Here is a 25191-nt window from a genome sequence, read left to right as displayed (position 1 = left end):
CTTTGAGCAAGTCTTTGATTTCCGGTGTGATTGGTTCGGCCATCGGCCTGTTCTCCTCATTTTTGGTCTATGATAGCCTATCCCCGTCACCAATTTCTTGGTTTTGATTCAAATCGGTAGATTATTTTCTTCCGACTCCCTAAAACCGTTTTGGAGCGCGAACGCGACCTCAGAAGTTTGATCTACAAACACAAGCTGCTCCCTCTCAAGCAAAGCTAGTTCCGCATGAAGCGTTTTTCTGAAGATTCACCCCTTTGCTATCCTGAACTCCCATTTTGGTATCTTGAAGGAGATTCTATGTCAGGCGTCATCTCACCCAAACACATCGCGGCTTCACTGACTGAACTCTGGTCCCCGCGCATCATCGCCGAGGTTGATGATTCGTATATCAAAGTCGCCAAAGTTCAGGGAACTTTTACCTGGCACGCTCACGAACACGAAGATGAGCTTTTCCTGATTCTCAAGGGCCGGTTGCGCATTGAACTGGAAGATGGTGTCGTCGAACTTGGCGAAGGTGAAATGTTTGTCGTCCCTAAAGGTGTGCGTCACAACCCGGTAGCTGAGGAGGAATGCCACATCCTGCTCATCGAACGTAAATCAACGCTTCATACGGGCGATGTCGTGACCAGGCAAACGCGTTCGATTGAGGAGCAATTGCGAGTTATTTGAGCCCAAATAGGACCGGTCCATTGGGAATTTACAGGTGGCGATACAGTGCGAATTGCACGATATGGTTCGTCGTTGACGAACTTCGAGTCTGGATGTACTGGTTCATATAACCGACTTCGAGGTCAATTTTGCCGGGAAACCGGTAGCCAACCGCGCCATAGAGCCGATTTTGGTCAAAAACCTTGCCGTTGACGGCAGATTTGTTGCCGACGTTGGCGAACACTTCGTTTTGCAACGCCAGGAACCAGCCTTCTTTGAATGGTTTATGGCTGGTCAACGGAATAATTTGCCTGACAAAATACCGCAACCGGTAGGCTGTATCAAAGCCACTGGTTTCGATTGTGTTGCTGCTGATGGTGGCTTTAGGGAGAAAGCGTTGTTCAAACCGAAACCGGTGGCTGAGGCTGGTTCGACGCGCTTTGTGGCTATAGAGGGCCTGCTGCCAGATGCGATGTTCGTTGAGGAGTGCTGATTTGGTGCCGATGTTTCTCCGATTGGGAATAAAGGCATATCCGGCGGTCACCGAGAAATCTTTGGTGAGGTGAAAATTGATGCCTGGGCGAATCAGGATCGTCTGGAGCTGCTCCAAATTATCCGTGCTGCGTAATTGTCCGTCAAAATGGACACTGAATTCATCGTTGAGTTTAAAGGTGGTAAAAGCGGCAACCCACCCGGTTTGCTGGGTTTGGGCCTGGATGACCAGTGGTGATAAAAGCAGGAACACGAAGCCGACCACAACATTCCGCATGGAGTTCGATGTTACCCTTTCTGATTGATTATGTTAGATTCTATTCGAAACCGAAAACCTGTGTCATCTCTCTCATGCGGAAGTCCTTTATGAAACAACATCTTGGCGGTGTGAGCCTTCTGGTTCGAGACTATGACGAAGCGATTGCCTATTACACCCGTGTGCTTGGGTTCCATCTGATCGAAGACACTGGCCGGGGCGATGGAAAGCGCTGGGTCGTGGTTGCGCCTCCTGGCGCGCAGGAAACCCGGTTGCTGCTGGCTCAAGCGAAAAACCCGGCGGAACTGGCCCACGTCGGCAATCAAACCGGTGGACGCGTCTTTCTGTTTCTGAATACGGATGACTTCTGGCGCGATTATGAAACCTACCGGGCCCGAGGCGTTAAATTCCACGAACAACCCCGAACTGAAGTCTATGGCACGGTGGCGGTTTTCGAGGATTTGTACGGTAACAAATGGGATTTATTGCAGTTAGCTGCATAGGTGATTCTCAATTTTCTCAATGGAGTATGTTTATGCACGTTTTGGCGTTACCTGTTTGGGTATTACTGGGAGTGTTTTGTTTGAACTGGTACCCGGTTCAGCAACCTGCCGCTCCTGAATCGAAGAAACCAGGCCGTTCACAATTTGAACAAAAGGCAATTTTGTATCAGCCGTTTTTACACTGGGCAGACGGCACCAAAACATATCAGGGCACTGGATTTTTTTCGAAAACATCCAAGAACCAGGTAGTTGCAATCACTTGCGTTCATCTTGTTGACTTCAGCGGACCAGAACTGGTGAAAGCTGAATGGCTTGATTTAGCGACGGATAAATCGGTCGCGACCATGACCAAATGTTGGGGAAATCCAGGCAGTGAAGGAACAGATGAACCGTTAGATATCAGATTTGACTATCTGATCATGCCAGTGGCTGAGCCAGTTGACCCAAACCTGTTGCTTGAGTTGGACAACCGCGCAAAACCAAACTTTGGCGAGCGAGTGTGGTTTCCAAACAAGGGGGCGGCTACTAAAACTGGGTTTGAGATGATTGAAGGAACCATTCTCGAAGTTGAAGCCGGGTACATCATGGTGCTTCTGGATAAAAAGGTGAAAGCGGAATCACAAAGTGGGACTCCGATCATAAGCCAGGACACGGGAAAAGTGGTTGGACTGTTTTCAAAATCAGGCGAAACTGACGGGAAAACTGCTGTCGGGCTGACTCCAATTCCAGAATTACTCAAGGCGTTAGATAACGATCAGGCAACCCCGTTCTTAAAAGAAGTAACCGGGAAGAAACGACCGCCAGCCCCTAAACCGAATTTGACAGCCGGATGGGAGAAGTTCCAGCCTGGAAACACTGGATTGACAGTGCTGCTTCCACATCCACCTCAGGAAGTACCAGTTGGGCCTGAAGTAGCGGTGCCTGGCATAACCAAAATGCAGGGGTATATGTCTAAATCCCCAAATGTTTTGATTTTTTTGACATATGTTGAATTTAAAGTAGCTGGGGATCCGATTACTTTTGGCAATGGTGTTTTACAGGGTATAAAGAAGAATTCGAAACTCTTTAAAAACGAGTCAAAAGCAAAACTACTCCCTTCTGGCCAGGTTGAGATCGGTTGCCAAATGGGAGATGGGACCGTTGAGCTTCAAATGAAAGCTCGCATTTGGCCCCGAGGAACAAAAACATGGGTGGTGATGACCTTATTGCCACAACAGAATGAATCTTCAAACCAACTGGTGCAACAGATCATTGACTCTGTTCAAATCGAGACAAAACCAAAGTAAACTGCCCGGACTCTAAAACCAGGCTGATCAATCAAAGGAAAATCGAACCTTCTCAAGGAAACTGTATGTCTCAATACCACCTCGCTCAATTGAATATCGCTGTGATGAAAGAACCGCTCGAATCTCCCAGCATGGCCGACTTTGTTGCCAATCTGGATCGCATCAACGCGCTGGCTGAAAGCTCACCTGGATTTGTGTGGCGACTCAAAACTGATGACGGAGACGCCACCGCACTTCGGCCACTCGGCGACAATATACTGGTCAATATGTCGGTCTGGCAGGATGTCGCCACACTCAACCACTATGTCTACAAGACCGCGCATGTGGAAATTATGGCGCGGCGCAAAGAGTGGTTTGAAAAGATGGCCGAAGCCTACGCCGTGTTGTGGTGGGTGCCACAGGGGCACAATCCGACCATCACCGAAGCCGCCGCCCGACTCGAACACCTCCGGCAGCACGGTCCCACCGAAAAGGCATTTACTTTCCGGAATGCGTTTGCGCCGCCGGATGCGGTCCAGCCGGGAATGGGCTTCAGCTTTGGAAATCAATGCCCGGCGACATAGTTCAAAACCCAGAAAAGGTGAGGTCAAATCATGGATTCATTTTGGAAAACGTTGATCTGGGGGCAGTTCGGTGCCACGATTGATATGCTTGAAAATGCGATTCACACCTGTTCAGACGAAGTATGGGGTGATCGCTCGCGACAACCAGAGTTCTGGTACACCGTGTATCACACACTGTTCTTTCTCGATTTGTGCCTTTCGGATTCAGTTGAAGGCTTTGTTCCTCCCGCGCCATTTACCATGGATGAATTAGACCCAACCGGAATTCTTCCTGAACGGGTCTACACGAAAGTGGAACTGCTCTCCTACCTTGAGCATGGCCGTCAGAAATGCCGGGCCAGGATTGCCAATCTGACTGATGAGCAGGCCCAGCAGAAAGCCGGTTTTTACTGGCTGGACCTGAACATGGCGGAAATATTGCTCCATAATCTCCGGCACGTTCAGCACCACACGGCGCAACTCAACCTGATTCTTCGGCAGACAGTGGACACGGTACCACGCTGGGTATCCAAAACCCGTGACGCTGACAAGGTGACACAATGACAAGATGACAAGGAGACAAGGAGAACTCAACGGATGACCTGATCCCTGGCTCCCAATCGGAGGTTGTTCAGGCTCACGAGAACTGGTTTGATGTCTCCTTGTCTTCTTGTCCAGATCGGGTTCATCTCTCTTATCTTGGCGCTTATGCCCTGTCACCCTGTTATCTTGTCAGGCTTCGAATCCGGAACTCCAGGAGAACTGTTGATAGGTGATTTGGGCCCAGGTGCGCTACAATCACGCCCGTTGTCCCGCCAAATATTCTTTCAACATTCGCTTGAAAAAAATCACTTTTACTTTTGTGAGGAAACCCACATGACTCGAAAACTGGTCATTTCAATTGCCGGCCTCTGTCTGATGATGGGCTTGAGCTGTCTTTCAGCCATGGCGCAAAATGTCAAAGAACCATCAACCGGCGTCTCGTTTTTATCAAAGGGCGGCAATTACGGATATAGCTTTGAAGTCACCCATCTTGGAGTTCGCAGCAAACTCGGATTCAAAGTCTATGCTGCGGCTGCTTATTACGAAGCCGGTAAGTACAACAAAGCGGCGGATGCCAAATCACAGATGCTCAAGGACGGAGCCGCCAAACTCATCATCATGCACTTTGTGCGTGATGTCGAAGCCGCCAAAATCCGTGAGCAATATGAAGAGAGTCTGCGCAAGAACACCTCCGGGTACGATTCACTGAAAAGCGTCGTGGATCCGTTTTTAAGTTCCCTGGTTGATATGAAATCTGGGGACCGAATGGAATTGTGCTGGGGGCCGGGCGGTGCCGTAACCCTGGCGGTCAAAGGACAGGTCAAACATCGCTTCACAAACAAATCGCTGGCCACCGGGCTCTGGTCAATCTGGTTTGGGAATTCGCCGATTTTGAGCTGGAAAGCGCAATAAAATCAGTTGGTTATAAGGATAACGGTCATGGGGCATTGCCTGCAGGCATTTTTGGGATCAGAAGCCTTGCTGGGTGAAATTGTTCAGACCCGATTAACCGCCATCTTTATCCCGTTGTCGCAGGGCCTGGCGATGATTCCGGTGACCGAAGCCGTTTATGATTCGCTAGCCACTATTGAAGAGCGTGGGTCGTTTGATCCACGCTTTCTTTTTTTGAGTCCAAAATTAAACCATTTTGGCCAAACCCACTCGGAGAATGGACACCTTGCCTATATTGAAACGGACTATTTTGGAGGCGCGGGCAGCCAGGGCGCTATTGTCTGGTCAAAAGGGAAAATTCTGTTTGGCCCAGCAGTGACGGGAAATCGTCCTGATCTGCAGGTTGATCGGCTGCCAGCAGATGCCATCAATTGTGCGCTCAAGATATTGGGAGTGGAAAAAGGGCACTGGGTTGACGAATTTGAGGCACTGGGTCTGGGAAAATACCGGAGTCAGGACAGGTGAACCACTGATGCCCGCTCCACGTCTTAACTATGTACCACCTTGCTGGTGCATTGGCGGTACCAGTCGTTCATGTAACTTGTGTCTTTGCATCCGTTTTTTTGAGCTGAATACTATACAAAAACCAGGGAAGCCAAAGACATCAGTCATTGTTTTCCCGTTGACAGAATTCTTCGAAACGAAGGAGGTCCATTTTTGAAGCCAGTTCGTGCCGTATTTGCGCATCGGCAAAAGATACCAGTGCATCCTCCTGCCATTTACTGTACAGATTGCGATTGGAAGCCAGTAGAGCGGTTTTTTTGGCTTCGATCAAGTCAGAGTATGTTTCAGTGCTAAAAGTCTCAGCAATGTACTGCTCAACCTCAGATTCCACATACGCCTGATAGGCATATTCCAGGTTGCCTGGATCAAGGGAGGGAGGATTTGCCTCTGTCACCGGACTTACTGAGCCGGGTTGGGTCGCTCGGGCGTGAAAATCAGCAATCGCACGATCAATGTACTGGGTGATGCCTCCGAATGTGGCCACTGGAAAATTGGTCAGGCTGGCCTGCGAATGGCTGAAATCCACAATGTGTTTGGCAAGGTCCAACCCGTACAATATCACCAGGTTGTGGGCAAGCTCCAGATGCCGAGCCTGATGCTGTCGGGTATCAACCTTGAAAAAGACCTGGTTGAAGTACCTCAGGAGTTCTGCTCCAGGCCCTTGAAAATCCAGGGTAGGATCAGTGGAAGGAGGAGGACCCGCTGGTTTAAGTTGTGAAGCTCGTCTGGGTCCATCCTGGACTGGGATCAGTCGGTCAACGGGAACCTTGGGATGGGTTCCCCGCCGAAAAACCACTTTATAGTCATCCTTGTCTTTTGTTTCCAGGACAGCCGCAAAATGAATCACCCCACCTTTTGAGAGCGGAACCCCTTGCAATTCAGCCAGGGCTGGTTCCAAGACCTGTTTTCGCTTGCTTCGCTTTTTGTCATATGCCTCACCGGTTAACCCAAGATCCTCAAACAGTTCTTTGCTCCGACGCTCGTAAATATCTTTGTTACTGAGTATCAAATCAACGTGGATATACAGCAGTTGTGCAATTTCACTTTTGAAATTGATGACGACATGGAAAAACAGAGGTTTGGAATGATTGTTCTGCAAGTTCTTTAAAATGTAGTCATTAAATCGAAAGTAGCCGGTTGCTTCATTGGTGATACCATCCTTTTTGCGAGTGGCAATTTTGAGGTCAGAGAGGATGGTAAAGGTATCAAGCACCTCCATTGTCTCCTGATTTGAGGTGTTGAAATATGAATTTTCCCAGTGAAACGGGGTCACTCGCAGTTTTTTCAGGGATTGGGTCAAAGAATTGATGACGTTTGTCCCCCATTTTTTATTGAGGTGTTTGGCCAGTTGCTGCAGTGAAAACTGAACCGGGTCCAGGCTGCGTCCCTGTTCTTCCCATAACTTCACCAGGGCATAGTATGTTTTTTGGTCTTCCGTGGTGAGGACTCCGTGATTGGTAAATCCAATTTCGACTTTGGCGGTTGTTTTACTTCCATCTGGAAAAGAAATCTCTCGCTGGAAGGTTCGAACTTGCGGTGCATTTTTGGATCGAGCAGGTTGCCAGACAGACCATTTTTCAAGATTGAGTTCCGGTCGGATTTTTTTTAAAACGCTTTGCTCTAAAACTGACTGGTTATCCTGATTTTGATTCATTGAGCTACCCTGTAACAATTCAGTTTGGGAGTGTCCCAAAGGTTAGAATTCACGTTACCCCGACCACTTTCTTTTGGCAAGTGAGAAACCACTCTGAATTCGAAGTGTTTTGATTGCTCAACACACACCAGTTTTGCGCGAACTGACCAAATTCCCCCATGTGTGTGTATCTAAGAAGTATCTAAATACATGTATCTAAGAAGTATCCAGCTCAAAATTTTCGCCGTAAACTACTTATTTTTCAATAACTTGAAGGTTTGCCTGGTACTTCATTAGCACCAGCGTGGTACTTCATTAGCACCAGTGCGGTACTTCATTAGCACCAGCGTGGTACTTCATTAGCACCAGTGCGGTACTTCATTAGCACCAGTGGCGTATTACATGGTTATTGAATTTTCTTTAAAATCAATAAGTTGAAGGAAGTGTTAGACTCTTGTTTTTCTGGAAATCTTAGTCAAGGTCATGGATCAAGTATCTGTTTACCTCTTTTAATATGTACGGAGATAAGTAAAAAGGCGAAGTTCTCCAATCTTAAAAATCCTGTATTTTAATGTTAATAAAGATCTTATTGAATTAGCGGTACTTCATTAGCACCAGTAAAAAATTTCACCTCAAAACAAAAAAATAAAAAGTCCTTGTAATTTCTTTAGATTCAGCTATTTAGCAAAATGAAAAATTTAGCGCATTGCTTGGAATTAGAAGTGTCAACCTTTCAATATATTGAAAAATATGGTTGTTAGCTGATTTCTGGTACTTCATTAGCACCAGCAAATAAAGCTTTCCGTTTCAATAAAAATTTAACATAAATTTTTAACTACTTTAAAATAAATGATTTGGGAGGTTTCTCATAAAATTAGACTTTTGAGGTGATTTTTGTGTAACATATAGATAATAGTAGGTTTATTGAATTTCTGGTACTTCATTAGCACCAGTAAGATAGTTCTTAACTGATTATTTAAACGGAAAATGAATTTCTTTCTGAAACAACGAGGATTGTTCCAGTGTGGATAAACTCGGTTTTGGCTTTCCACACAAGCTGTCGTTGGTTGACATCCCAGCAGCCCAGCCAGCCGTCCCCCAGAATAGGACACAAGTTTTTGATCGTCCGGGCTGAATCTGACAGCCAGGATGTCGTGGGTGTGGCCTTTTTGAAAAGATCATTCTTGAGCAAATGAAGCAAGTGTTGGAAAAGATGGTCGAAGGCTGCCGACGCCAGCTTCGTCGGCTGCCCTCCTCTGAATTTCCAAACCATCCCGAAGGAATCCGTCACGGAGAGATTTTCCAGTGGCAATGGAGATGCTATTGCAGCTAAACTCCAGCGCTCTTGGGGATGAAATCCAGAAAAATTGAGCTATTGAACCGAAATCTGACCAATGTCGGAGGGAACCCTATGCCGCAACGTTTGGCGACGCCAACGAACATCCTTTTATGTGTTCTAAAAAGCTGGCTGATGCTGGCACTGATGGTGCTGGGGTTGTGGCTTCCAGTCGGTGCCCAAACGCCAGGGAGTGCTTCGGGAATCATCGCCGGAAAGGTGGTTAATCCCGCCGGAATCGCCCTGACCGAAGCTGAAGTGATTGCCCGTGAAGACTCAACCGGGCTGGAGCGAAAAATAAAGGTCAACGACCGTGGAGACTTCGTGCTGACCGACCTTCCACCGGGGAGCTACGAAGTAACGGTCACAACCGGAGACTGTGAATCTCCCGGAGTCGCCACCGACGTCCGGGTGTCGGAAGTCTCACGCCTGACGCTGGTCTGCGGTGCCGAACCAGCAGAAGAAATCGTCATCCGGGCGGGAGGCTCACGGTTGTTTGGCGACACGGCGTCGGCATCACTGGTGAGCCAGGAACAAATCCAGGGTTTGCCAATCAATCGGCGGGTGTTTACGGATTTTGTGGTCATTAATCCCAGAATCCGGGAGGAACGGCTGGTCAACCAGGGAATTTTCCGCTCAACTGGATTTTCTGCAAATGGGCAGTTGCCACGTTTCAACAATGTTCAGGTTGATGGATTTGACAATAATGATCCTTCAACAGGGGCGTATCGGTCTTTTTTCAGTATTGAGGCCGTACGCGAATTTCAAGTGGTGACTGACGGCTACTCTGCGGAGTTTGGCCGAGCAACATCAGCCGTGATGAATGTCATTACCCGCTCAGGGAGCAACGAATTCAACGGGAGTTTATTTGGGATCTTTCGCAATGATGTCATTGCAGCCCGAAATGCATTCGCCAAAAATCAAACCAACTTTGAACAGGATCAGTTTGGGGCTTCGGTTGGAGGTCCAATCAAACCAAATCGGGCCTATTTCTTTGCTGCCGGAGAACGCCAAACGATTCAAGATACAGTCGTTGTGACAATTCCAGAACGGATTGTGGAGTTATTGCACAATCGAGGCTATACCTGGGTCAGAACTGGTCCGCAACCCGTAGGAATCGCCACCTCAAGCATCCTTGGACGGGTTGATGTTGATGTGACACCACAAAACCGGCTAACCGTGAGATATAACTTTGCTGGGCTTCGAGATGGAGCCGCACAAGGATTTGGCGGAACTCTTGATAGGACTTTCGCTGGAACGCTGGAAGCTGGAGTTCATGATGGTGGAATCCGGAATGTCTGGAGTTCAAATTCGGGAAAATGGGTGTTAGAAAGTAAATTAGGGATTGGCAACCAGGATTTTCTAGTTCGTGGTGGAGAGGTCGTTGGTATCAGGTTAAATGGCTTTGCCACGGGCGGTCAAATTATCACTGGTCAAAATGGGTTTGCCAATCACACCCGAACCAACCGGGTGATTCAAATTGGGAAGGTTGTTTCAGGGTTTCTTGGAAATCATTCAGTGCGGTTTGGTGGGGATTTTCTTCGGTACGGTAATCAAGTCCAACTTGGTCACCTCGATTATGGACGGTTTGCCTATTTGGATTTGGATTTGAGGTATTTAGACCTTCCAGGAAATGGTTTTATTGGAGCTCTCGAAGCGTTTGAACCCAAACTGCGGAGCCGGGCTCAGCGGCGTTTTCTGACAGCCTTGGCGCCATTGCTCCCATTAATTTCAATACAACCCAACTTTCCAGCGAACCTACCATTGGCGGAAATGCCAATTCCATCTGTATTTGGCCTGGGCTATTCACCGAACCGCCCAGTTGATGTTACACAAACTAACTTTTCTATTTTTGTGCAGGATGATTGGCAGGTGCGAGACAACTTATTGGTGAAACCAGGTATCAGGCTTGATCACTTTGCACTGCAGGGATTTACCCTTCCGACGGTAACCATAACTTCTCGGCTTGGGATTTCGTGGTCACCAGGAAAACTCCCACAGTTGGTAGTGAGTTCAACATATGGGGCTTATGCCAACATAAACCCCGCTGCTGGAGTCGGAGCTTACGGGACAGATGCCTATGAGCCGGGAAATTTAGATTCGGATATAGCCAGGTTCTTAACCTATACCGTACCAGAAACACTGCCGTTTGTGCTTTCCAATCCACAAGGGTTTGGTCGGCTCACAACGCGACCACTTGAACTACCAATAGCTGGACCATTTAAACGGGTAGACACGATTGATCGTCAAATTCCAAAGCTGCCGATCACTCATCAGGCTTCTTTACAACTAGGTTGGAAAATCGATCAAAACTGGATAACAGAGATTACTTATGTCTGGACACGTGGAAATCGTATTTTTACAAATGGAAGCGAATACAATTTTCGAGACCCACAAACCGGGATTCGACCTTATCCCCAGTTTGGGCCAGTTGCTATTGCCACCTTTGCCGGTGATAGTTATTACAATGGGCTAACTATGGTAGTGGAGAGACGGTTCGCTCAGGGATGGTATCTAGGTTTTCATTACACATTTTCAAAATCCATTGATAATACTGGAGATTTTGGCGGTGAGGAAGCTGGAAACCTTAGCCCCGCACTTCCTGGCTTTCGCCAGGTTGATCGGTCATTGTCGTTTCTCGATTTGCGCCATAGGTGGGTGAGTAATTTCCGGGTTGAATCACCCTGGAGCACTAGGTTGCTCAAAAATTGGATTTTATCAGGAGTTACAACACTTGAATCAGGGTCTCCATTCAATCCAGTAGCTGGAGCAGATATTAATGGAGATGGCTCTGGAACTAATGACCGTCCACTTGTAAACGGCGTTCCTCTCGCTCGTAATGCCGGCATCCGTCCTGGTTATGCTCAGGTAGACCTGCGCCTGACCCGTGGTTTTGAGTTGGGGAACAAGTTCAAGCTTGATGTCTTTGCCGATGTATTCAACCTGTTCAATCGGCTCAATGTCCGATTGATCAACAACACCTACCCGATTCAACCGGATGGGAGTTTTAACCTGCCGACACCAATCAATGGACGCTACCCCGTGACGCGAGATCGGTACACGTCAGCGTTTGCTCCCAGGCAGTTTCAGGTTGGGTTCCGACTCAGGTTTTGAGATCTTTTTGGGCTAACTGGGCCTCGGAATGCGCAAAATCACAGCCCAAAAGTGATGACGGTCCTCTGAACTGGTGACAATGGGGGATTTTTACCGGTCAATAGAGGAAAAACACTGGTCCAAGGTTCTGACGGCGGTTTGGTTGAACGCAGGTCTCGGCCTGGCGCGCTGCACCCAAAAATCCAACTGGCATAGGGATTGCCCTTCATAAGCTGCTGTCTGCTTTGTGTGTGTTCGATGGCAGCAGAAGGGAGGCATCCCATGAACACCCGTGGATATAAACTCCTGTTTTTCTTTGTATTTCTTCTGATTCTCCTCACGCTCTTATTTGCATTCCCAATTCCGATTGTCAGTACTTCAATTCAGGAAAGGGCGGCACCGGTGACGGCATCTCCTTTTTCTGAAGGGAAGGCCCTTTCGCTGCTGGCCGAACATGATCGGTTTGAACCACTGGTTCCAATTTCACCTGAACCCTGGGTTGTTCCAACGCCCCTGTCAGAGATGTTGATTGGCGAAGAAGAACTCAAAACCGAGGCAGGCATCCCGGATTCGGGCCTGGTCAAAGAGAACCTGCTGGTGGTCAATCGGTTTACGCCGTCCAGCTATCCGGCAATGATCCAGCGGGTGCGAATCCGGTTTGATCAGTTTCACGGGTTTCCATCGCCGATTGGACAGACGGTTCAACTGGTGGCCTTTTTGGATCCCAATGGCCTGGGCAAACCACCCGAGTCACCAACATTCGTCACTCAAGAATTGATCACAATTCCTGCGATAGGCGAATTCTCCGAGTTTGAAATCAACCCGGTGACCATCCTTTCAGGAGATGTGTACCTGGGCTATCAGGTGTCGGATCCCGCCCACGGCGCTGGATTTTCAACCGTCCTGAATGGCGCACAGTATGATCGGGCGTTTTATTCGACGTCAAACGGTGAGGGATTTGCCGGACCGTTCCAATTTTCCAGCGGCCAGCACGCCAATGTGTGCATTCGGGCGGTCGTTTCCGGGATGCAATCCACGGATGAAGAACTCAAAACCGATGATGGAACGCTCGACGGACGCGGCGTGATTGATCATGGACTCTTGATCGTCAACCGGCTGACCCCGAGCAGCTATCCGGCGACACTCAAGACGATTCGGATTTACTTTGCTTCGTTTCAAGGCTACGCCAGCCCGGTTGGCCAAAGCATCCGGCTGGTGGCCTTCACCGACTCGTCCGGGAGTGGTCAGCCACCGTCAAATCCGACGCTGGCCGTCAATCAGTCGGTGACCATTCCGCGCATTGGGTCATTTGTTGACTTTGCCGTGAGTGGGCCCACGATTTCCGCAGGTGATTTTTATGTCGGCTATCAGGCGCCCAACCCGCACAATGGCGTTGGCTTCCCGGTTGATACCAATGGTGTTGCCCAGCGGCGTGGATATTTTTCAATTGATAATGGTATCAATTACCAGGGGCCGATTCAGTTTACCGACGGCACCCAGATGAATGTCATGATCCGGGCGGTTGTGAGTAAACAAACCAGCCCGACCGGCGACTTTTCGCTTTCAGGAAGCCCCAGTTCACAAGCAATTGCTCCTGGTGGGAGTGGGGTCTTTTCGGTGATGGCGACTTCGATCAACGGTTTTTCACAGGGCATTTCACTGACGACTTCGGTCAGTCCTGCGGACAGCACTGTCCAGGCGCGACTGGCAACCAGCACCGTTTCACCCGGTGGCGGGACGACGTTGACCTTCAGCACCAGCACCAGCACACCCCAACGCAGCTACACGGTAACGATTACCGGGACATCGAGCGGCCTGACACACAGCACCAGTGTCACAGCCGTGGTGATCAGCGGAGGCTCATCCACGCTGACCCTCGAAGCCACCGACAATGTCGCGGCTGAGATTGGAGGCAATTCCGGCACGGTGACCGTTACCCGAACCGGCACCAGCACAACAGCCTTGACGATCAACTATCAGGTGAGTGGTACAGCTTCGGCAGGACGCGACTATATGGCACTTTCCGGAGGCGTGTTGATGCAGGCCGGAGCAGCCAAAGCCACGATTTCGGTGATTCCGCTTGATGACAGCGAAACTGAATCCACCGAAACCGTCATCATCACCCTCACACCGGGGAGCGGCTATCAGATTGGAACACCGTCAACCGCCACGGTTTCAATCTTGGACAACGAATCGCTTCCAACGTTGAAATTTGCTTCGTCTGCGATGACGGTTTCAGAGCTTTCAATGGCGAATTGTGTGATTACGACCACTGGCAATATTGACTGGGCCATGGCGGTCAAGTATCGGTTTTCGGGCTCAGCCGTGATGGGCAACGACTATCTTGAACTTCCCGAAACGATGCCGGTTGCCAAAGACCAGACCCAGATCAGTATTCCGGTGACCTTGATGCCTGATTCAGAAAATGAAGGCGATGAAACGATCATAGTCGAATTGATACCGGATAGCACCTACCAGGTCGGCTCACCAGCGACGATGACCATTACCGTCAAAGATTGCACCGAACCCAACGGTGCGATGGTGGAGGCTGATCAAGGCGCCGTTGTGTCAGGCGAAGATGGCGCGATGGCGATTTTTGCCCCAACGCCAGGCGATGAATCTTTCACCGCGACCTGGACCAAAACGAAGAAGACACCAAAGAAATTAAAGGTCAAAAATGACTTTGCACCGATTTCCGGGGTCTACAAACTGACGCTGGCCGGAAAAATCCTGCGCGACAAAGCGGTGGTGGTTGGCTTTCCGATTGCTCCGGCGCTGCTACCGACCAACCCGGCGGAACGGGTGTTTCGGCTCGAATACCAGATTGACGGCACCAAAAACTGGATGCCCGAAGGCATGTTGATCAGCTTTGATCCGGTGACGAGTTCGGCGTATTTCGCGACGACGATTCCGTCCAGCTTCTCCGCACTGGCTGAGCAAGCTTCAGAAGGATTTGAACCAAATCAAACCGCGACACTGGTGCGAACCTACCGCATCCAGCTTTCAGCCCTTGATATTACCGTGACCGGGAAAGACCCGAACGAACGGTTTTATATTGTCTATTACCCGTCGGCCTTTGGGTATGACGAATGTGTCCCAAGCTCCTCCGCCTGGCGAGGGTGCACTGGTGGCGTGGGGCCAGAGCCGTTTGTCGCGGATCTGATGAATTATCTCAATCAGGCATATGACAAATATTTGGCCTTACCGGGCAAGCCATTTACGGCGCTCTCACTTCCACAATATGCCTATGTTTCCAAACTGAAAGACGCGGCGGGGGAAAGCGCGATTGGCGGTCCGCTCTATCTCTCAAACCGGCTGGAGAATTGTGACTACATGAAAGGCGTTGCCGGGCACGAACTCGCCCACGTCTTTCAAGGTCAGTACTTTACCACCGGAAAGCTCGGCTATGTTTCAGCCTGGCTCGGGTCGGAAATCTGGTTTATCGAAGCCTCAGCCAACTACATGGCAATGCAAACGGGCATGTCCGATGCCCAGAAAAAAGCCTTTCTGGTCAAAGACGGGATGAAAAACTACCTGGTTTCATCACTCGATGCCAATGACGAGGAAAGTTACTATGCCGCCGCCCATTTTCTGGAATGGTTGTCAGCCAATTATGGCAGCGATTTTGTGGCCAAACTCCTCAAGCGCGAACAGGACATGGCTGGTTTCCCGATGACAATCCATCTGGCGGCTGAACTGGCCGACCGGGGGATCAAAGACGGGCTGGTACAGGTGTTTGGCGATTATGGGGTTTACCTCATGACTCATCCGGAAGATATGGACGGGCTGGTTCAAAGCATCAAAAGCCGGTTGAGCGGGTATCCGTATGATCCAGGTTTTGCTGATCAAATCACCTGCAACGGGCCATTTTTCAGTGACAGCTATCACTACGTTGAGCTAAAGGGCACAGTAAACTCACTGGCGATGGTGAATATGATTCTGTCGAGCAAAAATTCAGGAGACGGCTTGTTTGTAATGGATGGAACGCAGACCGCCGGGAGCAAAAGTTTGAAATCAACGACTTTTGATTTCATTGGCTCGTCAAATGCCAGTTACCAGGGGAAAACCCCGATTGACCAGAACAAAGACTATTTCGCTGGCGGGAAACCTATCACCATCAAACATTTCGGCTCAGGTCAACCCACCAGCTCGATTGAGCAAATGCTGGTCAATAGTGATTTTGCAGCCAGTGCCGAAATAGACATTCGGTACTATGTGCTGCAGCCACCAACCGTGAAAACCGTGGCTGCTGGCAGCATCACCTGGGAATTTGAAGGGGTTGGCACCGGTCGCGGGTTGATTCCACCTGAACAGATTGCCGGTTTCCACATCTATGACGACAAGGGACAGCAGGTCAACTCACAGATTGTGAAACTGCCTGCCTCGGGCGATCAACAGACCTACAGTGACTCGAAAATCGCAGCGGGTGGAAAATACACGGTGTGTATTGTGGACCGGCATCTCAACAAATGGCCCGAAGTCAAAGAAGAAGACACGCTGGTGGTCTATAACCTCAAGCCGTTCTCAAAGTCAGATAATTCCTTGTATGGCTACTCAGCGAGCTTCAGTTGTAACGGCAATCAGTTGGCTGGCTTTGGGTTGCGAATTTACAAAGATGGGTTGATCTGGGAAGGTTGGGGCCCGCAGGTGGCCCAAAACGTGGACGCGAGCGTTGCGAAATCCTCCTCCACGGTTGAGTTGATTCGTACGACCTTGCTGGTCTCAATGCCGGGCGAGGAAATTGACGACGGACACTGGAAGATCACCGAATTTCACCCAAACGGCAAAGTGGCTCGAACGATAGATATTACCTTTAAGGGCTATTCGCTCTACGTCAGTGAAACTGGAAGCACGGCGGATTACAAATTCGTTGCCGACTCAGACGACGGAGAGTTCTCAATTGACGTGAGCAATTTCGGATACTATCTCAAGTCATACGGCGTATTTCTGAAATTCCACGGGCACGTGGAACTCTTTGACGACAAAGGCACTTACCTGAGTTCTGACGATGATGATATCCGAACGTATGAAACGCTGGTACTCAATCTGTCACGCCGCCAGCAGTGAGCAGGTGACTGAGGTGACAAGGTGACAGGGTGACAGAGTGACAAAGTGTCACTTTGTCACCTTGTCATTTATTGCTGAAAGAGGGACAGCGCTTTTTCAAGCTGTTCGTCGCGGCGTTCAGCGATGCCCTTGATTGTTCTTGATGAAGGAATGGTTGGCAGCACTCCAACCCCATGGTGTGGCGTGTTATCGTGCTTGGTAACTCGCATCCCAGTCCAGCGCAACCGAAACCTGCTGGGGAAAGTTTGGCTTACAACGGCTCCATTGGTTCCTGCCGTTGGCTCTCCGACCAACTCACCGAGTTTGTAGGCTTCGATGACCGCCAAAAACGATTCAGCGTAACTCAGGGCCCGTCCATCAATCAAAAACACATATTTTGCCGTCAGGTAAGGCGCCCGGGGCGTAAGTAACCACCGACCACTGGTGCTAAATTCAGTCATTGAACGATGGTCGGGGGTTGAAACAATTGGCACCGCAAAAATCGCGGACTGTACATCCTGAGTGATGAGGTGTTGGATCACAATTGGGTTCACCGATGGATACCCACGCCCATCAAAAATAATCCCTTTGGCTGATTCCAGTTTTGGGAGGATGGCTTTGAAGTCGTCATCGGTGCAGCGCTCCAGATCAAAATACCAGATACCGGGGCGCAATTCCTGATACTTTTCTGGGCGAGGCTCCGCGTAATAAAAAAACTGACTGGAAAATTGAAGCTGGACGGTTTTGAGAGTCCCTTCGACCGAACGGAGTTTGAGGGTAGTGGTATCGCCGGCTTCGCCAAGTCGCAATGCATTCACAGACTGAAAGCGTTTCCATTGTGGTGTCGGGCTGGAAATATACTTTTCGAGCTTTTCAATGACTTTCGCGGTTGGTTTGCCGTTGACTTCGACCACGACATCACCTGGTTTCAGGTTGGGAATGTTGGACACCGCCAGCGAGGTGACCACCAGTTGATTTTCGGCCCACGTCCACGAAAGCGGAATCCCACCGGTTGAATAAGCCCCATCCTGGGCAAGGCCATGACCATCTTTGAGTTGGGCGATCAGCCATTGCAAAGTCTTTTTAAAGGCAACTTCGTTTTTATCGTTCGCTGCCAGATTGAGTGCTTTGGGAAGGACTTGCATCCAGTTCACATTGACAATGTCAAAATAAGGATAGAAGTGTTGCAGGATATTCCAGGCCAGGGCGACATCTGCCAGCCGGGTTGCCCGGTCGTTGCCAGTAAATTTTTCAATGGTTGGAAATTCGGCTCGTTGGGCAATGTGCGGGAGTGTTCCATTCCGATCCCGGAAGAGCGTGAGTGGAATCCGACATCGAATACCGCCGCCGAGGTCAGCTTCAAAGGGTTTGGCTGGATCGCTATATCCTTCCGGAAGGGTGTTGTTTCGATAAGGTTGGGCTCGCCGCTGGTTTGAGTAAGTTGTAGTTGAGTTGTCCCCTTGAAATCCACGGTTGAACCATTTGATTACTGAAATGGAGGTGGTCTCTGCCGGGGGAAGTAACGCCGAATGGAGTGTGGGTGGCTTATTCGTTGCAAAGACCTGGACCGTTGGGGCAATCGGTGTAAATAAATTGTTGAGCGCACGGATCAACTCAGCGTCGGTGGCTACGTTTTCAATGTCACGAATGCCGTGAACCGCAAATTTGACCCACTCAACTTCCGCTGCCTGATCGCTGGGATGAAAATGCCGCACGTACCCCATCAGGCGCGTGAAGGCAATCACATTTCTTCGACCTTGTTCCGTTAAAGGACGGGCTGGTTCTTTCAAGGAGAAAATGTCACCAACCACTTCCAGCGAAGCATCATCTATCCAGACCTGAGCGTCACCGATGGACAGAATTCCGAAATTGAGGGTTTCAGCGTCGTCGGCAACCTCGGCAACCACCTCGACATATTGCCAGTCCTGATCCTGATACACCGCATCATCCAGAGTCGTGTCAAAAAAGCCGACAGCGCCGTGTGGCCGATCAACCCGAATCCAAAGCCGGCCTTCAGACTCATTACTCTCTGCCTTGACCCTGAGTGCCGCCCGAAATCGCACCTGTTTATTCCGGTATTTGGTTGCGTCCAAGGTTTGCATTAAATTCCCAAATTCAAATGATTTGGGCGTTACTCCAGGGTTTGGGAAAAGGAATGCAGCCTGATTGCCTTGCTTAACCCGATCATTGACCAGTTTGGCATCATACGGATACTGGGCGGGGACTCGTCGCCAGCCAGAGGGAATTTGCCCGAGGGTTCCTTCTTCAAATCCCAGGTTTTGAGGTTTTTTTTCAATTGTTTGGCGCAGGGCCCGAAGTTCTTCATCTTGGGCCAGTGCCATCGGGCACCAACTCAGAATCGTCAATACCAAAAGAACCGGCACCATAAAACGATAGTTGTGCATAACAAGCTACCTTTTCTCTAATCAAGCAGTGTAATTTTCTTTCTGACACCAGGAGTGATGAAAACTGAAAATCCATTACATTTCAACCCTGGAATTTTTCTCAGCTAACCAGTTGTGGCTGGTTCCTCGCGGATGTCAAAAAACTCATTTGATCCAGACGCGCAACACCTTCCAAAGCTCTATCAATCAGGGATTTTTTTGATTCTCAAAACTGAATTGGGCTTAGGGACTGTAAGAAATCAACTTCCCGTTTTCATTTGGGGTACCGGCATTTGGATTGAGCATCCCGGAGGGCTGCCGTTCGGATAGCCGGTGGTTGCGAGGCTTTGCGAGCTACCACCGGAACCGATTTGTTCCTCCAGTCCCTCCCCGCGTTGCCCGCACCCTGCGGGCGCGGGCGACGCGGGGAGGGACAACGAGGTGACCTTGGATCCGGTGGTAGGCCCAAAGCGGCCAACCGACCGGCTATCCGAACCGCAACGCTTCGCGGTGCAAAACCAAAACCTGGACGTAACAGGACGCCATTGCTCCCAGGAACTTATTTTTTAACGCTCCCTTAGTTTCGAACGGCAAAATGGTAGGTTGCCACCTTTTCAAAGCCCTGGTCTGAACTTTTTTGACGAACTTCGATGACATAGTCAGCCGGTTCAAATGTGGTTGCCGGTAGTTTCAGGTTGATCAGTTTCTGGCCGCGAGCCTGTCTGGCACGGATGTTTTCCTGATGCCAGACCTCAGTCCCTTCAGCCGTGCGGATGAGCACCGTGAGTGATGAGTCCGGTTGATGAGCCTGGAGCATAAGCTGAAACTGGATGGTGTTGACTGATGGCGTCAGGCGGAGTGGCCTGGCCCCACCTGAACTTCGCGTGAGGTTGGGAAATAAAATACAAGAAAGCAGGCCAGCGGGTGCCGGTGACGGACTTGACGTTTGAGGCGGTGACGGAAGTGAATTCAATAATGCCTGTTCAAGTTGACTTCGGTGCTGGCGTTCGGCCTCCAATCGTTTGGCCAGTTCGGCGGCGGTTCCACGTTCCTGAGCAAGCTGGTGTTCCAGGTCAGTCGCCCGTTTGGTTTCCCGTTCCTGTGTCGTCTGGGCCTCTTCAAGTTGAGATTGCAGGTGTGTGATTTTCCACAACCCCCAACCTGATCCAATGGTAATGACCAGCAATGCAGCAACTGCCAGTTGTTTCCTGTTACCGGGTGAAAACTTCCGGCTTGGGAAGGGCACCACCGTCGAACTCTGCTGAGTTTGACCCAGGGCATCCGGCGCCTCTGGGTTACGTGTCGCCGTGGGCGCTGCCTCAATCGTTTTTCGAGCCAGTGTCAGACGCAAAAGGTCTCCGGCCATTTCCACTTTCTTGCGACGTTCCGGAATTCGCAAATACTCACGTTCAAATTGTTCTCGAATCGGGACTGGGAGCAAACCGGTGAGGTACTCATCAATCAACTGGTCTTCGGCAGCTTTGATTTGTCCAAAAAATTCATCGTCAGCAAAGAGGTGTGCCTCAATCTGTTCACATTCATCTTCAGTTGACAGACCTAACAAATAGTGCCGTATCACATCGGTATTTCCTGATTCTGAGTGAGGATAGATCTGGGTCATATCTATATGATGAAATTGACGAATCTGTTACGTGTTTTTGGAGGAATGTTGAAGACACAGGTCAATACAGTGTTCTAATTTCTCACGAATCCGGCAAGCTCGGGTAGCCAGGGTTCCCAGTGAAATGCTCAGCCGGTCAGCAAGATGTTTCCGGTTTTCTTTATTTTTCCCTGAATCGTGATACCCCAAAACCAGTTCCTGCTCATCCGGCGGCAAGGTTGCCAGACACTTTTCCAAACATTGAAACCGTTCTTCATGATGAAGGTTGAACCCGGCAATTGCTGTCGGAACCGTGACAATCGGAAAGGTCTCGGTCACCGATTGATCGAGGTTTTTTGTGGTTCGAGCTTCAGTCAGATGTTCCTGCCAGATAAATCTGGCCACTCCATAGGCATAGCGATTGATATCGTCACACTGGGACGCGACCCCGCCTTCCAGAACCTTGCAGGCAGTTCGGTCAATGGTTTTATCAACCAGGTCTTCGGAGGTAAGACATCCTTTGGCCTGGAAAAAATGAAAGAGCTTTAACCGGAGCACTTCAAATTTCTGAGCGGCCACTTCCGGGTGGGGTGCCAGGCCGTCCAGAAGTGCCTGTAAGCTTTCAGCCGTTAAATCCCATTTTGAAATTCTGGTGGAACCTGGTTCACTTGTCATAAAGGGATTCTGATTGCCCTACTTCCAGTCTCCTTGCAGTACAAACCCAGCCCAAAAATACGGGTTTTGCCTGGGGGTGCGCTGCCATAACGCAAGTTGGGCCTTGCGCAGAGCAGTCCCAGGTGAAAGGTGTTCGGAAAGCATGGTTCGATAGAATTCTTTCATTAGTTCGCTGGTGGTATCGTCATTGATCGCCCATAAACTGGCGATCACCCGTGATGTTCCAGCATACATAAAACCTCGGGTTAACCCAACGATTCCTTCACCAGTTACCTCCTGGCCAAGTCCAGATTGACAGGAGCTTAAAACGACCAGTTCGGCATTCAATTTTAAGGTGTAGATGTCGTGGAGTTGCAGAAAACCATTTTGCTGCCGTCCATCAGGTGATACCAGCGACAGGATCAGTCCGGATAATTCCGGATAGTCACTATTGAAAATCCCGTGAGTGGCAAATTGAAGATAGTGATATGAGGACAGATCCGTTTCGAATATCAGCGACCGTTGGGCGTCAAAATCAAGTGCCACCAGAGATTTATCTTGAGCGAAATTGGCGCGGATTGCATTTGCTTCCTGCCGGGTACCAACCAGGCGCGGCAGATAATTTCCGCGCCAGACGCCACGAGCCTGATGCCGCCAGTTTTGACTGCGCACCAGGTCCGCCGAAGCTGAACTTTGAGCGTGACGGCCAGAACCCCGTTTGATCCGCGGATCATCAGGCTCAAAAACCGGATCAGCCAGAATCAGGATCGAACTGGGGCCAGGGGCCAGGGGCAATTATGAATTGCCACAAATTGGTTCGAAAGTTTGGGAGTGGACCCCCTTTGGATATTGTAGACCCGAGTGGCAATTCCCTGTGCCCTGGCTACTTGCGATCACACAATGGCAAAATTTATGTTGCGGCCTTTCCAGGTCTCGGTGTTGATACGATTGGGGTCATAGATCAAGCCCAAGATCAATTCCTCAACATCACGGATGGCGGCACGGTCTATTACCCAATTACCCAACTTGGAGGTGCTCCATCAGCAATTTCGGTCAATTCGAAAAATAGTCGGATTTATGTGGGTGCCACCGGGCTGCCCACTGGTCTGGTCAGTGTTATACAATCGGTGGTTGAATCGCCAACGTTGCATGACTCAATCATTGCGAATGGAAATAACCCAGAAAATGTTGAGATAAGAGATCTGGCCATTGATATGGGCCGGAATTTGATTTTCACGGCCAATGAGGATCGCGCTGGCACTGATATCAACCAGAAACGAATGGTAACCGTGTTTGAGGATATTGCGGCAAGTGCAGGACCAGACCAATCCATTTGTTCAGACGCTTCAGCCATGCTGGCTGCCAATTCACCGTCGGTTGGAAATGGAATGTGGTCGGTGGTGAGTGGACCGAATACCAGTTCGAGCCAGTTTGACGATCCAACCAGTCCCAATGCTATTTTTACCCCGGCGGGCGGTGCCGGAGCGTACCTCTTACAATGGACAATTAGCAATTCACCTTGTCCACTTTCAACCGATGATGTCGTCATTACCGTAAATGCCGCTTCCACTGTGGCCAATGCCGGCCCAGATCAAACGATCTACTCAACCGGTTCAGCACCATTGGCTGCGAACAACCCAACCCTTGGAACTGGGCTGTGGTCGGTGGCAACCGGACCAAGCACCGATTCCGGCCAGTTTAACGACCCAACCATTCCAAATGCTGTCTTCACTCCGGCGGGCGGAGCGGGAAGTTATACCTTGCAGTGGGCTATTACCAATCCACCCTGCACACCATCAACTGATAATGTTGTCATCACGGTGAATACGGCTCCGACTGTGGCCAATGCTGGTCCAGACCAAACCATTTGTTCAACGGGTACAGCGACATTGGCGGCGAACAATCCAACGGTTGGAACTGGAACCTGGTCGGTCGTGAATGGACCAGATCTGTCACCAAGCCAGTTTGGCAACGTCAATGTTGCTGGAACGAGCTTTACTCCGGCGGGCGGCGGCGGAATGTACACCCTGCGATGGACCATTTCGAATGCACCATGTTCAAGCTCAACCGATGATGTTGTCATCACTGTAAATCAAGCTCCTCCCACTGCCAGTGCCGGTCCAGACCAAACCATCTGTGTTTCCGGTACCGCAACCCTGGCAGGTAATTCACCATTGCCTGGAAATGGAATGTGGTCGGTGGCGAGTGGACCGAGTATCAATCCAAACCAGATCAGCGACCCAACCAATCCAACCGCCATTTTCACCCCAACGGGCGGCGCCGGAACCTATACTTTGCGGTGGACCATCACCACAGCACTGCCGTGCATGCCTTCATTTGATGAAGTAGTCATCACTGTTACTGCCCTGCCAACCACGGCCAATGCCGGCCCAGATCAAACTATCTGCGGATCAAACATTGCAACTTTGGCTGCAAATACTCCGTCAGTCGGGAACGGTACCTGGTTAGTGGTTTCAGGCCCATCAACTTCCAACGCGCAATTCAGTAACATTACCGACCCAACGGCAACGTTTACTCCAGCCGGTGGTGCTGGAACCTATGTGCTGCAGTGGTCAATCGCCAATTTACCCTGTGCCCCATCCACTGATACTCTGGCGCTCACGGTCCAAACTTCGTGTATTGAACTGCCATTCCTGCTGGTCGCCGATACGGTCAACAATCGGATCCAGAAATATGACGGGATTAGCTGGACAGCCTTGAATGCAACTGTGGTAACCAATGGGGTGGCTGGGTTTATGGCGCCCGAGGCTGTCACGGCTGACCCAACCGGTACAACCATCTATGTGGCTGACACAAGTAACAATCGCATTTTGAAATCAACCAATTCAGGTGCTTCCTGGACTGCAATTGCCACGAATGGAGCGGCGGTAACCCCCACTCTGCAGGTGAAAGGGCCATCCGGGCTTGCTCTTGATGCGGCAGGAAATCTCTACATTGCTGACACGTTGAACAAACGTGTGGTGCGCTTGCCGGGCGGAAATCCAGGTGCTGGAACGGTTTTAGCGTCAACCGGTGCCAGTCCAGGGCAGGTAAACGGACCAGCCGGGCTGGCGGTATCCCAAAACAACACGCTCTATATTGCCGATAAAACCAATAACCAGATTCTCAAAATCCTCAACTGCCATACGGTAACGGTTGCCAACACCGGAACCTATGTCGCTACAACCGGTTCCGGTCTCAATCCAGGGCAGGTACGTAATCCGGAAGGAGTCGCCGTAAACAATGCCGGAGACCTTGCGGTTGCTGACACTGGCAACAACCGGGTACTCTTGTTTGCTGGCGGCAATGCTGGACCAGCCACATCGTACGGCGGCAGCGGGGCTGGCATTGGCGGTGCAATGGGTCAATACCGGGGACCGGAAGGGGTTACGTTCTCTACCTTTTCAACCGGAGTTTTTGCAGGTGGCACCACAATTGTGGTCGGCGATACTCAAAACAATCGGATTCAGGCCAAAAACCTGCCTTCAGGAGTGTGGATCCTGGTCACTGGATCACCCAACCCACCCCAAACTGGAACCGTTGGTTCACAGGTTGGCCAATTCAGAAATCCAAGCAAGATTCAGGAATTCCCGGCGAGCAGGCCAGGTAGACCCGATCTTTGTCGGTCAGGCTGGTTTGTCACCTCCAGCCGACAGACCACAAGTGAACCTGCGGTTGAGTTGGAAACAGCAGGCCAGAGAGTTTCAATTGAGTGTTGAG

17 protein-coding genes are annotated in these 25191 nt (G+C 50.1%); 11 read left to right on the top strand and 6 right to left on the bottom strand.

The annotated features are described in order from the left end of the window. Positions 1-297 precede the first annotated feature (297 nt). Entirely contained in the window at positions 298-669 is a 372-nt protein-coding gene (locus HY774_28660) for a cupin domain-containing protein (protein ID MBI4752482.1), read from the top strand. A 28-nt stretch (positions 670-697) separates the two neighbouring features. Here the strand turns inward: HY774_28660 and HY774_28655 are convergent, their stop codons facing one another. Continuing rightward, entirely contained in the window at positions 698-1417 is a 720-nt protein-coding gene (locus HY774_28655; GenBank protein ID MBI4752481.1) for a DUF2490 domain-containing protein, read from the bottom strand. A gap of 89 nt (positions 1418-1506) precedes the next feature. Here HY774_28655 and HY774_28650 point away from each other — a divergent pair, with 89 nt between their 5' ends. The 6 genes from HY774_28650 (at position 1507) to HY774_28625 (ending at position 5686) form a co-directional block, all read left to right on the top strand. Next, positions 1507-1899, top strand: coding sequence for a VOC family protein (locus HY774_28650; protein MBI4752480.1), 393 nt, complete (start codon positions 1507-1509; stop codon positions 1897-1899). Positions 1900-1931: 32 nt separating this feature from the next. Continuing rightward, positions 1932-3185 carry a hypothetical protein gene (locus HY774_28645; protein ID MBI4752479.1) on the top strand — a complete coding sequence of 418 codons (1254 nt, stop codon included), beginning with the start codon at positions 1932-1934 and terminating at the stop codon, positions 3183-3185. Between the two features lie 65 nt (positions 3186-3250). Further along, on the top strand, positions 3251-3748 hold the full coding sequence (locus HY774_28640; GenBank protein ID MBI4752478.1) for a DUF3291 domain-containing protein: 498 nt from the start codon (positions 3251-3253) through the stop codon (positions 3746-3748). A gap of 30 nt (positions 3749-3778) precedes the next feature. Beyond that, a complete protein-coding gene (locus HY774_28635) occupies positions 3779-4291 on the top strand; it encodes a DinB family protein (GenBank protein ID MBI4752477.1) in 513 nt (170 codons plus the stop codon). A 312-nt stretch (positions 4292-4603) separates the two neighbouring features. Further along, positions 4604-5182, top strand: coding sequence for a chalcone isomerase family protein (locus HY774_28630; GenBank protein ID MBI4752476.1), 579 nt, complete (start codon positions 4604-4606; stop codon positions 5180-5182). 27 nt (positions 5183-5209) lie between these two features. Next, positions 5210-5686 carry a hypothetical protein gene (locus tag HY774_28625; protein MBI4752475.1) on the top strand — a complete coding sequence of 159 codons (477 nt, stop codon included), beginning with the start codon at positions 5210-5212 and terminating at the stop codon, positions 5684-5686. Positions 5687-5825: 139 nt separating this feature from the next. On the opposite strand, the gene HY774_28620 is transcribed toward HY774_28625, so the two are convergent. Further along, positions 5826-7379: a replication initiation protein gene (locus tag HY774_28620; GenBank protein MBI4752474.1), complete on the bottom strand. Its 1554-nt coding sequence runs from the start codon at positions 7377-7379 to the stop codon at positions 5826-5828. A 1171-nt stretch (positions 7380-8550) separates the two neighbouring features. Between HY774_28620 and HY774_28615 the strand changes: the two genes are divergently transcribed. From HY774_28615 to HY774_28605, 3 genes are all read left to right on the top strand, one after another. Next, the gene (locus HY774_28615; GenBank protein MBI4752473.1) at positions 8551-8691 is read left to right on the top strand and encodes a hypothetical protein; all 141 of its coding nucleotides are present in this window, start codon (positions 8551-8553) and stop codon (positions 8689-8691) included. A gap of 78 nt (positions 8692-8769) precedes the next feature. Next, entirely contained in the window at positions 8770-11808 is a 3039-nt protein-coding gene (locus HY774_28610) for a TonB-dependent receptor (GenBank protein ID MBI4752472.1), read from the top strand. 261 nt (positions 11809-12069) lie between these two features. Then, entirely contained in the window at positions 12070-16854 is a 4785-nt protein-coding gene (locus tag HY774_28605) for a hypothetical protein (GenBank protein MBI4752471.1), read from the top strand. Between the two features lie 68 nt (positions 16855-16922). On the opposite strand, the gene HY774_28600 is transcribed toward HY774_28605, so the two are convergent. From HY774_28600 to HY774_28585, 4 genes are all read right to left on the bottom strand, one after another. Continuing rightward, positions 16923-19238 carry a hypothetical protein gene (locus HY774_28600; protein MBI4752470.1) on the bottom strand — a complete coding sequence of 772 codons (2316 nt, stop codon included), beginning with the start codon at positions 19236-19238 and terminating at the stop codon, positions 16923-16925. Between the two features lie 556 nt (positions 19239-19794). Next, positions 19795-20796, bottom strand: coding sequence for a hypothetical protein (locus HY774_28595; protein ID MBI4752469.1), 1002 nt, complete (start codon positions 20794-20796; stop codon positions 19795-19797). A gap of 69 nt (positions 20797-20865) precedes the next feature. Next, positions 20866-21492: a sigma-70 family RNA polymerase sigma factor gene (locus tag HY774_28590; GenBank protein ID MBI4752468.1), complete on the bottom strand. Its 627-nt coding sequence runs from the start codon at positions 21490-21492 to the stop codon at positions 20866-20868. A gap of 18 nt (positions 21493-21510) precedes the next feature. Then, complete coding sequence (locus HY774_28585) at positions 21511-22266, bottom strand: CHAT domain-containing protein (protein MBI4752467.1); 756 nt, start codon at positions 22264-22266, stop codon at positions 21511-21513. A 47-nt stretch (positions 22267-22313) separates the two neighbouring features. Here HY774_28585 and HY774_28580 point away from each other — a divergent pair, with 47 nt between their 5' ends. Beyond that, positions 22314-25190 (top strand): NHL repeat-containing protein, encoded by a 2877-nt coding sequence (locus HY774_28580; protein MBI4752466.1) that lies wholly within the window; start codon positions 22314-22316, stop codon positions 25188-25190. Position 25191: the final 1 nt, after the last annotated feature.

This window comes from Acidobacteriota bacterium (genome assembly GCA_016208495.1).
Taxonomy (GTDB): Bacteria; Acidobacteriota; Blastocatellia; order Chloracidobacteriales; family Chloracidobacteriaceae; genus JACQXX01.
The sequence above is the reverse complement of the archived record's forward strand: the minus strand, read 5'-3'. Positions and strand labels throughout refer to the sequence as shown.